Below are 15,868 nucleotides of genomic sequence, written 5' to 3'. Positions count from 1 at the left end.
ATTTAGTGCACAAAGTAAGCGTAAATTGTAAAATTTTAATTATATTTCTGGCTGCTTATCTGTTTGGATTTGCGGCTAGGATGCTCTGGGTATTGTGGGCAAAGGAGATGCCAGAGTTTTACTTTAATGGCGAGTTTATGCTTACGACAAATGACGCCTACTATTACGCAGAGGGTGCTAGAGATATGCTGGCTGGCTTTCATCAGCAAAATGACTTTAGCCCCTTTAATCACCCAATCTCAACTATAGTTTTTTATATTTGCAAAATTTTACCTTTTAAGATCGAAAGCGTGATGTTTTATATGAGCGTCTTTTTAGCTCCTCTTATCGCACTTCCAGTTGTTTTGATATCACATGAGTTTAAAGCACTAAAAGCTGGGGCTGTGGCAGCGTTTATGAGTGTTATCTTGCCAAGCTATCTTTCAAGGACATCGCCTGGATATTTTGATAGTGACATGTTAAATGTCACATTTGCACTTTTTATCATCTATTTTTTGATAAGGCTTTTGAACGCAAATGAACAAAAATTTATCGTTTTGCCTGGAGTCTTTGTATCGCTTTATCTTTGGTGGTATCAAAGCTCATATGCACTTATTTTAAGCATTTTCTTTATGTTTTTACTATATACGCTAGTTTTTATACGAGATAGATTGCAAAATTATCAAGCGATATTTTTTATGTTTATAAGCATCGTAAGCTCAAATGTTTTTACTAAAGATCCACTAATAGCAAATAAAATTTTAATTTTTAATTTAGCAGTTATTGCCTTATTTTTCTCTCTTTTTTGCAAATATAAAAATTTACTCTCAGCTAGAAAATTAGCCATTTTTCTTACTTTAATGCTAGCTATTTTTATCTATTTTGGTGGTTTTGATTTCATTACTTCAAAAATGGGTATTTATGTTTTTAAAGGTAATGAAATTCTTAGCGATAAATTTCACTTTATAAATGAATATAATTTCATCAGCGAAGTAAAAAGTGCTAGTCCTTTGTATTTTATATATTTTATGTCAGGAAATATTCTTATACTGCTGGCAGCTATTATTGGATACTTATTACTTTGCTTGAAATTTCGTCCATTCTTACTTACATTACCAATGCTTGGACTTGGACTCCTCTCTTTCTTTGGTGGAGTTAGATTTGTTATGTACGTAACACCACTTGTTGTGCTTGGTTTTGGTTATTTTTTGCATTTTTTTTTAAATTTATTTGATCTTAGAAATTTCATTAAAAATTTATCATTTTTAGTTTTTGCCGTAGCCGCTCTTGCTATAAATTTAGATTTTGCTTATTCATATAGGCCAAACACTGTGATTAACCATGATGAAGCAGTGGCGCTTGATGAACTTAAAAAGCTCACAAAGCGCGATGATTATGTATTTTCATGGTGGGATTACGGGTATGCTATAAGGTATTTTGCTGATGTTATGACTTTAAACGATCCTGGTAGACAAGGTGGTGAAAATAATTATTTTGTTAGCCTTGCTTTGAGAAAAGATGAGGCATTTTTGGCTAGACTTGCAAGAGTGGCAGTTACGTATAATGACATCTCACTTGAGCAAAATATAAGGCCAATAGATAAAATTTTAAAAGACTACAACACAAGCGACGTAAATACTTTTTTAAGTCAGCTTAAAAGCGAAAATTTCACTCTGCCAGCTGCAAAAAAAGAGGTTTTTTACTATCTTGTGCCAAATATGATTGATATCGCGCCAAATATCTTTAGATATAGCTATATCGACGTCACAACTGGTAAAAGGCAAAAAGAGAATTTTTATCATGTTAGTGCATTAAATGGCGTTAGCGAAGCTGGTATCGACCTTGGAGATGGTTATGTTTTACCTACAAATGAGCAAAAATTTATCATACATAACGACGAGAAAATAGCCGTAAAATCATTTTATAAAGTAAAAGGTGCTGGAAAAGATTTGCGAATAGATGAAAAAATCATAGATGAAAACGCCAAAATTTATGTCATTTTTTTGGAAGATTATGCACGGATATTGTTGCTTGATGAAAATGCTTTAAATTCAGCTCTTGTGCAGCTTTTTATATTTGAGCGAGCTGATGAGCGATACTTTGAGCCATTTGTCATCTCAGGTGGCGTAAAAATTTATAGGTTAAAAATCTAATGCTAATCAATCTAATAAGCTCGATCGTCGTTTTTGTAGTATCTATGGGTATAAATTTCTTTCTTACGCCATTTATCTTAAAAAGCCTTGGCAACGAGGCATTTGGCTTTGTGGGCCTTAGCAACGCCATCGTTAGCTACGCAGCAGTCGTGAGCGTAGCGATAAACTCAGTCAGTGGGCGTTTTGTCGCTCATGCGTGGCACAAAAAAGATCTAAGCCTTGCAAACACCTACTACTCATCAGTCCTTGTTGTAAATATCTTCTTTTGCGCCGTTGTCGTGGTGCTTAGCTCTGTTTTCATACTAAATTTGCAAAGCTTTTTAAACGTCCCTGAAAATTTACTTTTTGACGTCAGAATGACCCTTGTTTTTTACTTTATAAATTTCTGCGTTGGGCTATTTAACGGCGTTTTGACGGTTTGTGCGTTTGTGACAAATAAGCTCTATCTGCTCTCCATCAGAAATGCCATCTCAAGCGCGATCCTAGCGATCCTCATCGTGGCACTCTTTTTCTTTTTTAAGCCATTCATTTCATACATCGCCATTTCAGCGCTAGTTGCTAGCCTTTTTGTCTTTTTTAGCACCATTTTTATGTCGGCTCGCATCACGCCAGAGCTAAAATTTAGCCTTAGTAAATTTGACTTTTCTAAGATAAAAGAGCTTTTAAGCTCTGGCATTTGGAATAGCTTTAATGCGCTAAACCGCATACTTTTAACAGGCATGGATCTTTTTATCTGCAACATTTTCGTAAATGCAAACGCCACTGGTCTTCTATCAGTTGCTAAGGCCGCCCCTATCATACTTGAGAGCTTTGTAGCGCAGCTTAGTGGTATCTTTGCACCAAAATTTGTCGAGCTTTACTCTAAAAATTTGATCACGGACCTCATAAACGAGGCTAAATTTTCAATGAAGGTGATCGCCTTTGTGATGAGCGCTCCGGCTGCATTTTTCGTCGTTTTTGGGCTGGATTTCTACACGCTTTGGCTACCTTTTAAAAGTGCTGACGAGGTTAAATTTATCTACAACATCTCGATGATCACGCTAGTGCCGATCGTATTTATAAGCTTTGTTTTTTCGCTTTTTAACCTTGATAGCGCGACAAACAAGCTTCGCCGACCAGCCATTGCCAACACTATCCTTGGCGTTAGCACGATCATAGCGCAGATCGTGCTGCTTAAATTTAGTGACTACGGCGTTTATGGTATCGTCATCGTCGCAGCCATTTTTTATAGTATAAGAATTCTCGGCTTTGACCTTATAAATGCTGCTTTAAATTTAGAGGTAAAGCTCACCACATTTTACGGGGTTTATTTTAAAAATTTAGCCATTTTTGCGCTCTGCGTGCTTGCGATGTTTGCCTGCAAGGACCTTGTAAGCTTAGATAACTGGCTAAAATTTGCTATCTTTGCTGCGATATACGCCGGCGCAGCTTATGTTTTGGGATATTTTTTATTTTTTAATGCTTACGAGCGAGGCATAGTTTGGCGTAAAATTTTAAAAAAATTTAAAAGGTCTTAAATGAATGAAATTTATCTGATCTCTTTGGCTAAAGACACCAAAAGGCGCGAGCTTTTGCAGCAAAAATTTAGCTCTTATGATAGCTTTAAGCTAATAGACGCAGTTGATGGCAGGGAGCTAAACGCGAGGGAGTACTATAAGATCATTTCGCCGTCATTTAAAGCTTACGGCAAGGTTTTAAGCCCAGCAGAGGTTGGCTGTTCGCTCTCGCATGTGAAAGCCTACGAGGAATTTTTGGCGAGTGAAGCCAAATTTGCCCTCATCTTTGAAGATGACGTGATTGGGAGTGATCAAGCTATAAAAGAGGCATTTTTGGCAGCTAGCAAGATGCCTGAAAATAGCGTGCTGATATGCGGCATGCAAGATGGGCTAGAAGGCAGGTTTAGCGCCTTTGGCAAAAAGGTGGATACTAGCCTAAGTAGGCCACTTTGGCAGGTCTCAAAGCACTCATTTTCAAGCATTTATAGAGCAGGGGCCTATGTGCTAACTAAAAAAAGCGCTAAAAATTTGCTTGAAATTCATAAACGTGCGCTTTGCACGACCGATGTTTGGGACTATTTGCTTGGCGTTAATGATATGCAGATGTATTTTTGCGACCTCTTTGCGCACCCAACTGATCTTAGCGGCTCAAACATCGAGGGCGAGCGCCTTGAGAGGGGATACAGCGCAAATTTAAATGCCTATATCAAGACAATTAAATTTATATTTTTTTCACGTCTTGAAAAGCTTCAAGGCTATGAGAGAATTTTTAAAAGGGGCTAAATGAGCGAGCCATTAATCAGCATCGTAACCGCGACTTATAAGCGTCCAGAGCTTTTAAAAAAGGCCATAAGAAGCGCTCTAGCTCAAAGCTATAAAAATTTAGAAATAGTTGTAACCGATGACGGCGATGACGAGAGTGCGAGTGAAATTTGTAAGAGTTTTAACGACGCTAGGATCAAATTTGTAAAAAACAGCGCTCACAAAAAGAGCCCAAATGGCAATAAAAATAACGGCTTTGACAACGCAACGGGCGAGTTTGTCTGCTTGCTTGACGATGACGATGAGCTTTTGCCAGAGGCTATAAAAGAGTGCTATGAAATTTTAAAAAGTGGCGAGTATTCGTGCGTTTTTGCAGATGCGATCTGCGAGAAAGATGGCGTGATGACCGAGGTGATAGCTGGTAGAAGCCCTTATAGTAAGAGTGGGGCGATGAGCAAGGTTGATTATCACTGCGGACGGATAAATGGCGAGTATTTTAAACTTTTTTCGCGTGAATTTATAGATGATTTTAGGTTTGATGAGAGCAGTTTTGGCGGCGAAAATGAGCTTTATATCCGCTTTTTTGAAAAAAATGTCTTCTATCTTAAAAAGCCACTTTATATCTACCGCATCGCAAGAAGCGATAGTGCTACGCTAAATGCCGGCAAGCACGCGTTAAATGTGGCAAACGCTTACATTAAAACAGCCAATTTACACTACGACATTGCTATAAAAAATGAGCCAAAATTTTTAGCTATGCAGTATAAAAATGCCGCTTACTACGCCAAAATAGCAGGCGAATATGGCCTTATGCTAAGGTGTATCTTTAAAAGTCTTAGCATTAAATTTAGCAAAGAGGCGTTTATTTTCTTACTGCTTAGTCCGCTCCCAAGCGGTCTTTTACCAGCACTTTCAAAGCTTAGAGTAAAGATTAAACAAAGGTTTGGCATATGAAGATATTATTTGTCACATCAACGCTTAGAAGTGGCGGTGCGGAACGAGTTTGCGCGGTGATCGCATCACGATTTAGTATGGATCATGAGGTGAGCCTTGTTAAATTCGACAAAGATGAGCCATTTTACGAGCTGGCAAGTGGAGTGAAGCTCATAAATTTAGGCGTTGGGGCTGATGAGCTTGGCTTGGTTGGAAATTTAAAAAAGAGAGTTTCAAAGGTGCTTGCTTTAAGGACGCTCATAAGAGAGGGCAAATTTGACGCTGTGATATCCTTTTTAGATGCCGTAAATACCTTGGTACTCTTTAGCTCGGCTGGGCTAAAAACGCCTATAATCATAAGCGAGCACACAAACTATCTTGCGCCAAAAAGAGCCATTTTTAAGGTGCTAAGACGCCTTAGTTATCTATTTGCAAATGCACTTAGCGTCTTAAGCGACGAGGATCTTGGATATTACTCGAAATTTTGCAAAAATGTGATGAAAATTTACAACCCACTCTTTGAGGAGGTGCGCAGCGAGAGCTTTACTAAAGAAAATTTAGTAATTTTTGTTGGCAGGCTAAATAAGATAAAAAACTGCGAAATGTTTGTAAGGGTGGCTGCAAACTTAAAGCAAAGTGGCTATAAATTTGCTGTCGCTGGAGATGGCGGAGAGAGGGCAAATTTAGAAAATTTAGCCAAAAATTTGGGCGCTGATATCGAATTCTTAGGCAACGTTAGCGACATCGCTTCACTTTATAAAAGAGCAAAAGTGCTGCTTTCTTGCTCAAATTTCGAGGGCCTTGGAAATACCTTGATCGAGGCGATAAACTATGACTGCGTGCGGGTTGCGACAAGGACTAGCGGGGCAAAAGAGCTTATAAAAGATGGTTTTGATGGCTTGCTTTGTGAGATAAATGACGCTGATCAGATGAGCGAAAAGCTTGCAAAAATGCTCCAAGATGAGGCAAAAATGGGCGAATTTGCTAAAAATGCAAGGGCTAGACTTGATGAGTTTAGCGTGGAGCAAATTTATAAAAAATGGCTAGAGCTTTTAAGGCTTGGAGGTGTGAAGTGAAAATTCTTTTTGTCATAGCTGCACTTAGAAACGGCGGAGCTGAGCGTGTGCTAAACGTGCTTGCAAATGAGCTTAGCAAGGACAATGAGATCACTATCGCCCTGCTTGAAGAGGATCTTGGGCTTTATAAATTTAGTGACAATATAAATATCATAAATCTTAACGTCACTGGTTCAGGTATCGCTTTAAAATTTAAGAAAATCCTCACCCTTAGAGCACTTTTTAAAGAGCAAAGAGCTGATCTTATAATGAGCTTTATCGACTGGACAAACGTCGCTTGTGTGCTGGCAAATTTAGGGCTAAATAGCAAACTAATAGCGACCGAACATCACGAGCATAGCTACTTAAAAAGCAAAATCGCAAGCGCCATGCGTGATTTTGCCTACCGCTTTGTAGATGGCTTAAGCGTGCTAAGTAAAAATGACTACGACTACTATAAATTTGCCAAAAACCGCGAGGTCATCCATAATCCACTTTTTATCGACGTGCCTGAAATTTGCGAGAAGCAAAACGTCATCTTAAGCGTGGCAAGGCTGGAGGCGGTAAAGGGCTATGATATCTATTTTGAGGCGCTTAGCAAGGTGGATAAGAGCTTGCTTGATGGCTGGGAGATAAAGATCGCAGGCAGTGGCAGGCAAGAAGCCGAACTGAAGCAAATGGCGTCAAATTTAGGGCTTAATGTCAAATTTTTAGGCCATATGAGCGATGTTAGTAAACTTTATAGTGAGGCAAAAATTTTTACTCTTAGCTCACGAAGCGAGGGGCTTTCAAACGTGCTAATCGAATCAGGCGCTTTTGGTTGCGCTAGGCTAAGTAGCGACACCGTGGGCGCAAGAGAGCTTATAAATGATGGCATTAACGGACTTATCTTTAAAACTGGCGATGCAAATGATCTAAAAGATAAACTCGAGATACTCTTAAAAGATGAAAATTTAAGGCAAAAACTAGCAAAAAACGCCAGCGAAAGTGCAAATTTATTTAGCAAAGAAAATATTATAAAGCAGTGGCGAGAATTTATAAAAAAGGTTGTTGATAAGTGAAAAAATTAGCCGTTTTTTTATACTCGATGGGGCCTGGTGGAGCTGAGCGAAATGTGGCAAATTTACTGCCATTTTTGGTTAAACGCTATGAAGTTCATCTCATCTTAATGAGTAAGGTCATCGCCTACGAGATCCCAAGCGAGGTGCAGATCCACTTTATAGAAAATAGCGATCCTTACGAGAGCGGACTAAAGAAGCTCGCAAGGCTCTTTTTAGCGATGCCAATGCTTGCCTTTAAGTATAAAAATCTTTGTCAAAGCTTAAACATCGACACGCAGTTTGTGCTGATGAACCGCCCTTGTTATATTGCTGGGGTTGCTAGGATTTTAGGGCTAAAGGCTAGGTTAGTTATCAGTGAGCGAAGCTGTCCGTCGATCCTATATAAAAACGATCTAAGCGGCAGGGTTAATAAATTTTTACTCACTCATCTTTATAAAAAGGCTGATCTAATCCTTGCAAATGCAGCTGGCAATAAAGAGGATCTGGTGCGAAATTTTGGCATGAGTGAGGCAAAAACAAAGGTGCTTTATAACGCTCTTGATCTAAAAACTATAAATTTGCTAAAAGATGAGCCACTTGAGAGCGACTTTAAGCCATTTTTCATAAACATAGGCCGCCTTGATAGCGGTAAAAATCAAGCCATGCTAATAAAAATAATAGCTTCTATCAACGACCCTCGCGCCACGCTTGGCATCCTTGGCAAAGGGCCTTTAAAAGATGAGCTACAAAATTTGATAGATAAATTTGGCGTTAGTGATCGAGTAAAGCTTCTTGGCACTGATAAAAACCCATTTAGGCATATAAAAAACGCCTCTTGCTTGCTTTGTGCATCGCGTTTTGAGGGCTTTTCAAATGTCCTGCTTGAAGCACTAGCATGCGAAAAAACAATTATTTCGACCGAGCATAAGAGTGGTGCAAAGGAGCTTTTGGGCGAGAGCGAGTTTGGCATTTTGGTGCCTGTTGATGATGAAAATGCGATGAAAGAGGCGATGATAAAGGTGCTTAATGCGCCTGAAATAAGGCAAAATTTTGAAAAGGTTGCGTATAATCGGGCTAAATTTTTTGATAGTGAAAATATAGCGAGCAAGCTTATAAATTTTTTGGAAAATCCTAATGAATAGAAATTTATTTTTTAAAAATTACTCTTTATACTTGATGATATTTGTCGCAGTCCTCTTTGGCATGGTTTGCAGGCTTTACTGGGTCTTTTGGGCGAGTGAGTATCCAGTCTTTTTCTGGAACAACGAGCTAATGATCAGCACAAACGACGGCTACGCATTTGCCGAGGGCGCAAGGGACATGCTGGCTGGCTTTCACCAAGAAAATGACCTTAGCTACTACGGCTATCCGCTCTCGACGCTTACTTACTGGATCGTGAAATTTCTGGGCGTTAAGCTTGAGACGGTGATGATTTATATGAGCGTATTTTTCTCATCGCTTGTGGCTGTGCCGGTTATCTTAATCGCAAATGAGTATAAGCTAAAATTTGCTGGCTTTATCGCCGCACTTCTTGCAGTGGTCGCAAATAGCTACTACAACCGCACTATGGCAGGCTACTACGACACTGATATGCTCATCATCCCACTTAGCGTCTTTGTTGTCTGGGGACTTATTAGAGTACTTGAGAAAAAGGACGCAAAGAGCCTAATAATCGCACCTTTAAGCGTGCTTATTTATATGTGGTGGTATGCGAGCGCATTTTCGCTTATTAGCATTTTAACTGGGCTATTTTTACTTTACACGCTCGTTTTTGATAGGAAAAATCCACTTTTTTACCTTGAAATTTTGCTGCTTTTACTTGCCATTTCAAATCTTGATCTAACGCTTAAATTTATCGCTATTATAGCTATTTATCTGCTTTGCTTATTTAAAAAAGAGATGATGAATTTAAAATTTGCTCTTGGCATTTTGGCAGTTATATTTATCGTCTTTGTCATTCGTGGCGGACTAAATCCTATTATTTTTCAGCTTAAATTTTACGTCTTTAGAGATGCACCTGAAGTTGGCGGCATGAGTTTTCACTTTTTTAATGTCAATCAAACCATCCAAGAGTCAAGCATCGTTGATTTTACGCTATTTTGCGAGAGGATCAGCGCAAATGTCATCACATTTTTGATCTCGCTTGCTGGCGTTGCTCTTTTTTGCTTTAAATACCGCTCATTTGCTGTTTCACTTGGCATGCTAGCTCTTGGTTTTTTAGCCTTTAAAAGCGGCCTTAGATTTACTATTTATGCTGTGCCTATCATGGCACTTGGATTTGGCTATTTGGTGGAGTTTATACTTTCAAATTTAAAGCTAAAAGGAGCGGTGCTAAATCTTGCGAGAGCCTTTGTAACCGTGCTTGCTCTTACTCCAGCGCTCATTCATATCTATGGTTACAAAGCTGAGCCAGTTTTTGTGCACAAAGAGGTTGAAATTTTAAATAAGCTAAAAGGCATCGCAGGACGCGAGGATTACGTGGTTGCGTGGTGGGACTATGGATATCCGATTAGATATTACAGCGATGTTAAGGCGCTCATTGACGGTGGAAAGCACCTTGGACGTGAAAATTTTGCTGTGAGTTTTGCGCTTGGAAGCGACGAGATGAGCTCGGCAAATATGGCAAGGCTTGATGTAGAATACACTGAGAGAAATTTTAAAGAGCGATTTAATGGCAATTTGGCTCAAATTTTAAAAGAGAGAAATGCAAGCATCGATCAGTTTTTTAGCGATATAAAAGAGGCAAATTTTAGCTTGCCAGCAAAGACAAGGGATATTTATTACTATCTTCCAGATAGGATGCTTGGTATTTTTCCGACCATTTTGCAATTTAGCAAGATCGATCTAAAAAGCGGTAAAAATTTAAACAACGGCCTTTTTATCGTCACAAGAGCGATCTCTCAAAATGAAAATGGCATTAGACTAAATGGTGGTTTTACGCTCACAAGCGATGTCACAAATTTAATCTATGATGGCAACATCTTGCCTCTTAAATCTTTCATAGAGACTGATTATAACGAGGCTGGCAAGCTAAATGTCAAAGAGTATAAAAATAACGAAAGCTCAAATATTTCTGTCATTTTTATGAGGGATTATGGTAGATTCATCATTCTTGATGAGAGCATTTTAAATAGCGCCTACATCCAGCTTTTCGTGCTTGAAAGATACGATCCAAAGGTCTTTGAGCCAGTCATACTTGATGGGGCGGCAAAAGTTTATAGGCTAAAGAGGTAGAGATGGCAAGGATAGGATTTTTAAGCCACGCTGATATGAGCATACACTTTTTTAGACGCCCTATCATGCAGGCTTTAAAAGATATGGGGCATGAGGTTTTTGCTATCGCTCCAAAAGGAAATTTCACTAATGAGCTTGCTAAAAGCTTTCATGCTGTCACCTACGAGCTTGATAAGGCTAGTCTAAATCCACTAACCGTGATAAATAACTCAAAAAAACTATCTCAAATTTTAGGTGAGCTAAATTTAGACCTGCTGCAAACTGGCGCTCACAAGTCAAATGTCTTTGGCACGTTTGTTGCTAAAAACGCTGGCATAAAGCACGTGATAAATTTGGTTGAAGGCCTTGGTAGCTTTTATATCGATGATGATATTAAGACAAAGGCTGTGCGTTTTGTCATGGAGAGCCTTTATAAGCTCTCTTTTGCAAAGGCTGATGCTTGCATCTTCGTAAATGACGCAGATCCAGACTATCTGATCTCAAAAAATTTGATAGATAAAAGCAAAGTGTATCGCATAAAAAGTGTCGGCGTGGATACTGCTAAATTTGATCCAGCTATCACGCAGGCAGCTGACCTGGGTGATAAAAAGGTAATTTTAATGATCGCAAGAGCCATGTGGCACAAGGGCGTTCGTGAATTTTACGAGGCAGCTGAAATTTTAAATGGCTACAAAAACTGCGAATTTGTCTTTGTGGGCGAGGGCTTTGCTGGTAATAAATCAACTGCTGACGAGAGCTTTTTAAAAGGTGGCAAGGTGCGATATCTTGGCGCTAGAAACGACATACCGCAGCTTTTAAAGGCTTCTTATTTGCTAGCACTTCCTAGCTATAAAGAGGGCTTTCCAAGAACGGTTTTAGAGGCGATGAGCATGGCTAAAGCAGTCGTTGCAAGTGACGTGACAGGCTGCAATGAAGCTGTAAAGGACGGCTACAACGGACTTTTATGCAAGGTAAAAGACGCAAATGATCTTGCTGGAAAGATAAAAATTTTGCTTGATGACGAAGCACTTTGTGCTAGACTTGGGCAAAACGGCAGAAACTGGGCGGTTAGCGAGTTTGACGAGAAGCAAATCGCGAAAAGATATATAGAAATTTATAGGAAATTTATAGATGTATAGAAATTTTTTAAAGAGGGTGATTGATATTTTGGGGGCTTTGTTTTTGCTCATTTTAACGTCGCCTATCATTATAGCAACGGCGATTTTTATCTATTTTAAGGTGAGCCGTGACGTAATTTTTACGCAGGCAAGACCGGGTCTAAATGAGAAAATTTTTAAAATTTATAAATTTAAAACGATGAGCGACGAGCGTGACGCAAATGGCGAGCTCTTGCCAGATGAGCAGCGCCTTGGTAAATTTGGCAAACTGATCCGCTCTCTTAGCCTTGATGAGCTACCACAGCTCTTTAACGTGCTAAAAGGCGATATGAGTTTCATCGGACCAAGGCCGCTTTTGGTCGAGTACCTACCCATCTACAACGAAACGCAAAAGCACCGCCACGACGTGCGCCCTGGTATCACGGGCCTAGCACAGGTAAATGGCAGAAATGCCATAAGCTGGGAGAAAAAATTTGAATATGACGTCTATTACGCTAAAAATTTAAGCTTTATGCTTGATGTAAAGATCGCTTTGCAGACCATAGAAAAGGTGCTAAAACGAAGTGGTGTCAGCAAAGAGGGGCAGGCGACGACGGAGAAATTTAATGGCAAAAACTAAGAAAATTTACATATACGGAGCGAGTGGGCATGGCCTTGTGGTTGCTGACATCGCTAGAAATAGAGGCTATGATGAGATAGTTTTTTTAGATGATGCTAGCGAGTGTAAATTTAGCCCAGAGCTTGAAAAAGCCGACATCATAATATCCATAGGTGATAATAAAACTAGGCAAAAGATCAGCCAAAAGGTGGAGGCTACTGGCTTTGAGATAGTAAATTTGATCCATAAAAGCGCGGTTGTGAGCGAAAGTGCTGTGATAGAAAAAGGCGTAGTTGTCATGCCAAATGCCGTTATAAACGCAAAAGCTCGTATAAAAGAGGGCGCTATCATAAACTCTGGTGCGGTGATAGAGCATGAGTGCGTGATAGGCAAATTTGCTCACATCAGCCCAAATGCAGCCCTTGCTGGAAATGTTAGCGTGGGCGAATTTACGCACATAGGTATCGGCTCAAGCATCATTCAAGGCATAAGTATTGGCAAAAATTGCATCATCGGCGCTGGAAGTGTGGTTGTAAGAGATATAAAAGATGGCATAAAGGCTTACGGCGTACCTGCATGCGAGCGCGCTAAGATATAAATTTAAAAATAAGTGCTAAAATCGCCAAAAAATCACGAAAGGGATGAAATGGATAGGGTTTTTTTATCTCCACCAAATATGAGCGGAAAAGAGCAGGAATATATAAAAAAAGTTTTTGAAAGCAACTATATAGCGCCACTTGGCGAGTATGTTAATAAATTTGAAGAAAGTATAAAAAGCTACACCGGAGCAAAAGATGCTCTTGCACTAAGCGCTGGAACGGCGGCGCTTCACCTAGCACTTCGTGTCCTTGGCGTGAAAGAGGGCGACTTTGTGCTGGCTTCTAGCTTTACTTTCATGGCTTCAGTCTCGCCTATACTTTATGAAAAAGCAACTCCAGTATTCATAGACTGCGATGAGAGCTGGAATTTAAGCCCAGAGCTACTTAAAAAAGCGATCTCAAATTTACCTAAAAAGCCAAAGGTATTAGTCGTTACTCATCTTTACGGTCAAGCTTCAAAGATGAAAGAAATTTGTAAAATTTGCCAAAACGAGGGCATCGCTTTAGTTGAAGATGCAGCTGAAGCACTTGGCGGATTTTATGGCGGTAAGGCACTTGGCACATTTGGCGTGATGGGTGCATATAGTTTTAATGGCAATAAAATAATCACCACTTCAGGTGGCGGTATGCTAGTTGGTGACAAGGAATTTGTAGAAAAAGCGAGATTTTATAGCACTCAAGCTAGAGAGCCACTGCTTCACTATGAGCACAAAGACTATGGCTATAACTACCGTTTAAGTAACGTGTTAGGCGCTATTGGCGTGGCTCAGATGGAAGTTTTGGAAAAAAGGGTCGAGCAAAAGAGAAAAGTCTTTGAAATTTATGAAAAAGAGCTTGGCGACGTTTTAGAATTTATGCCAGAGCTAGCAAATTCTCGTGGTAACAGATGGCTGACAACTGGCGTTTTTGCCAAAAAAGATGCGCATTTAAAAGTTATAAAAGCACTAGCTGATGCAAACATCGAGAGTCGCCCACTTTGGAAGCCTATGCACTTGCAGCCTGTATTTAATGGTGCGTTAAGTTTTATCGATGGATATAGCGAAGATCTATTTTCAAGAGGAATTTGCTTGCCAAGCGGTAGCGATATGAGCGAGGAGACGCAAGCAAGAGTGATTAAAATAGTCAAGGAAAATGCGTAAATGTTTCATGCAACGAAGTTAAAAAGGCTCGTATTTTTCCTTCTTGGCGATGTTTTTATATTTATCTTTTCGATATATGCGGCTTATCTTTTAAGATTTAACGCTGACATCCCAGATATCTACGTGCAAGGGCTTTTTGTAACGGCTGGATTTTTGATCGTATTTAAGCTCTTTTTTATGTGGATGTTTAAAATTTACAAGGTGCCGTGGAGGTTTTTTGGATTAAATGAAGCAAGAAAAATTTTCTTAGCTCACGTTTGCTCAGCTGTTTTATTTACGATCATTTTTTTTATCATTCAAGATTTTTTAAATCCATATCCAAGAAGCGTTATTTTCATTGATCTTCTTATTTCATGCTTACTTGTTGGGCTTTTAAGAATTTCAAAACGCATGGTGCTTGACTTTTCAAACAAACCTCACAAAGGTGAGCCTTGTATCGTTATAGGCGCAACGTCAAAAGCGCTTCACGTCTTGCGTGGCTTAAAACAAGGGTATCTTGACTACTACGCGGTTGGAGTGGTAGATGGCAGGAGTGATCTTGTTGGTACTTATTGTGATGGTTTTTTAGTGCAAGATAAAAAAGAGATACCAAGCCTTATAAAAGATTATGATGCAAAGACCGCTATCATTGCGCTTGCGCTAGATCAAGATGAGCTTCAAGCCTTAGTTGATGAGCTAAGCGGATATGGCATAAGAGATATGAAGCTCTTCTCTCTTATCGAAAATGAGCCGATCAAGGATATCTCAATCGAAGACTTACTTGCTAGAAAGCCAAAAGACCTAAATCCAGAGGCTATTTCAAATTTCTTAAAAGATAAAAGAGTGCTTGTCACTGGAGCTGGCGGTAGCATAGGAAGTGAAATTTGTAAGCAATGCTTAAAATTTGGTGTAAGTGAGCTTGTAATGGTCGAGCACAGCGAGTTTAACCTTTATAAAATAGGCGAAGATACAAAAGATAAAAGAACTATTAGCAAGCTTGTAAATATCACAAATTTAAAGGATTTTGAAGAAGTTTTTGCTGACTTTAAACCCGAGATCGTTATCCACGCGGCTGCATATAAGCACGTGCCACTTTGCGAGCTAAATCCTCGCTCAGCAGTTGAAAACAACATCCTTGGCACAAAAAATGCAGTCGATATTTCTAAAAAATATGGCGTTAAGAAATTTGTCATGATCTCATCAGACAAGGCTGTGCGCCCAACAAACATAATGGGTACAACTAAGCGTGTTTGCGAGCTTTACGCACTAAATTCAAATGAAGCAGGTGTATGCGAGATAGTTTGCGTTCGCTTTGGTAACGTCCTTGGCTCAAGCGGCTCTGTCATACCTAAATTTAAAGCGCAGATCGCTGCAAATAAGCCACTAAGCGTCACTCACCCAGAGATCACAAGATACTTTATGCTTACATCAGAAGCTTGTCAGCTAGTCCTTCAAGCAGCCTCTATCGCAAAAGGTGGAGAGCTTTTCGTACTTGATATGGGCGAGCCTGTTAAGATCGTAGATCTTGCTAAAAAGATGCTTCTTCTTTCAAATAAAGAGCATTTGGGCATAGAATTTGTGGGTCTTAGACCAGGCGAGAAGCTTTATGAAGAGCTACTTATCAACAAAGACGATGTGCAAACAAAATATGAATCGATCTTTGTAACGCATTCAGAGCCTTACGATTTAGCGCTTTTAAACTCGCAGATAAGTGAGCTTTTGCAGCTTGAAGATGATGAGGTAGCACCTGCACTTAAAAAGATCGTTCCTGAGTTCAATCACGCATTAAATTTAAAAGGTTAAA

At 39.5% G+C, this 15,868-nt stretch carries 13 protein-coding genes; all 13 read left to right on the top strand.

Annotated elements, in window-relative coordinates; genetic code table 11:
• Positions 1 to 5: 5 nt before the first annotated feature.
• From CVT17_RS07290 to pglF, 13 genes are read left to right on the top strand one after another with little or no spacing between them, the layout of a single operon-like run.
• The gene (locus CVT17_RS07290) at positions 6 to 2,132 is read left to right on the top strand and encodes an STT3 domain-containing protein (RefSeq protein WP_107858525.1); all 2,127 of its coding nucleotides are present in this window, start codon (positions 6 to 8) and stop codon (positions 2,130 to 2,132) included.
• The gene (locus CVT17_RS07285) at positions 2,132 to 3,649 is read left to right on the top strand and encodes an MATE family efflux transporter (protein ID WP_107858524.1); all 1,518 of its coding nucleotides are present in this window, start codon (positions 2,132 to 2,134) and stop codon (positions 3,647 to 3,649) included. Before CVT17_RS07290 ends, CVT17_RS07285 begins: the two co-directional genes overlap by 1 nt.
• The gene (locus CVT17_RS07280; protein WP_107858523.1) at positions 3,650 to 4,411 is read left to right on the top strand and encodes a glycosyltransferase family 25 protein; all 762 of its coding nucleotides are present in this window, start codon (positions 3,650 to 3,652) and stop codon (positions 4,409 to 4,411) included.
• Positions 4,412 to 5,344 carry a glycosyltransferase family 2 protein gene (locus CVT17_RS07275; protein ID WP_107770767.1) on the top strand — a complete coding sequence of 311 codons (933 nt, stop codon included), beginning with the start codon at positions 4,412 to 4,414 and terminating at the stop codon, positions 5,342 to 5,344.
• A complete protein-coding gene (locus CVT17_RS07270; protein ID WP_107770766.1) occupies positions 5,341 to 6,399 on the top strand; it encodes a glycosyltransferase in 1,059 nt (352 codons plus the stop codon). The genes CVT17_RS07275 and CVT17_RS07270 overlap by 4 nt, the downstream gene beginning before the upstream one ends.
• Entirely contained in the window at positions 6,396 to 7,439 is a 1,044-nt protein-coding gene (locus CVT17_RS07265; protein WP_107770765.1) for a glycosyltransferase, read from the top strand. Before CVT17_RS07270 ends, CVT17_RS07265 begins: the two co-directional genes overlap by 4 nt.
• Positions 7,436 to 8,560, top strand: a complete 1,125-nt coding sequence (gene pglJ / locus CVT17_RS07260; protein WP_107858522.1) for an N-acetylgalactosamine-N,N'-diacetylbacillosaminyl-diphospho-undecaprenol 4-alpha-N-acetylgalactosaminyltransferase — start codon at positions 7,436 to 7,438, stop codon at positions 8,558 to 8,560. Before CVT17_RS07265 ends, pglJ begins: the two co-directional genes overlap by 4 nt.
• Positions 8,553 to 10,652 (top strand): STT3 domain-containing protein, encoded by a 2,100-nt coding sequence (locus CVT17_RS07255; protein WP_107858521.1) that lies wholly within the window; start codon positions 8,553 to 8,555, stop codon positions 10,650 to 10,652. The genes pglJ and CVT17_RS07255 overlap by 8 nt, the downstream gene beginning before the upstream one ends.
• Positions 10,653 to 10,654: 2 nt before the next feature.
• Positions 10,655 to 11,770, top strand: a complete 1,116-nt coding sequence (gene pglA, locus CVT17_RS07250) for a N,N'-diacetylbacillosaminyl-diphospho-undecaprenol alpha-1,3-N-acetylgalactosaminyltransferase (protein WP_107858520.1) — start codon at positions 10,655 to 10,657, stop codon at positions 11,768 to 11,770.
• Positions 11,763 to 12,368, top strand: coding sequence for an undecaprenyl phosphate N,N'-diacetylbacillosamine 1-phosphate transferase (gene pglC, locus CVT17_RS07245; protein ID WP_021088589.1), 606 nt, complete (start codon positions 11,763 to 11,765; stop codon positions 12,366 to 12,368). The genes pglA and pglC overlap by 8 nt, the downstream gene beginning before the upstream one ends.
• The gene (gene pglD, locus CVT17_RS07240; RefSeq protein ID WP_107770761.1) at positions 12,355 to 12,945 is read left to right on the top strand and encodes a UDP-N-acetylbacillosamine N-acetyltransferase; all 591 of its coding nucleotides are present in this window, start codon (positions 12,355 to 12,357) and stop codon (positions 12,943 to 12,945) included. Before pglC ends, pglD begins: the two co-directional genes overlap by 14 nt.
• A gap of 48 nt (positions 12,946 to 12,993) precedes the next feature.
• The gene (pglE, locus tag CVT17_RS07235; protein WP_107858519.1) at positions 12,994 to 14,085 is read left to right on the top strand and encodes a UDP-N-acetylbacillosamine transaminase; all 1,092 of its coding nucleotides are present in this window, start codon (positions 12,994 to 12,996) and stop codon (positions 14,083 to 14,085) included.
• Positions 14,086 to 15,867, top strand: coding sequence for a UDP-N-acetylglucosamine 4,6-dehydratase (configuration-retaining) (gene pglF, locus CVT17_RS07230; RefSeq protein ID WP_107770759.1), 1,782 nt, complete (start codon positions 14,086 to 14,088; stop codon positions 15,865 to 15,867).
• Position 15,868: the final 1 nt, after the last annotated feature.

Source organism: Campylobacter concisus, from assembly GCF_003048775.2.
GTDB lineage: Bacteria > Campylobacterota > Campylobacteria > Campylobacterales > Campylobacteraceae > Campylobacter_A > Campylobacter_A concisus_I.
Note: the sequence above shows the minus strand (reverse complement) of the source record. Positions and strands in the feature narration are given on the sequence as shown.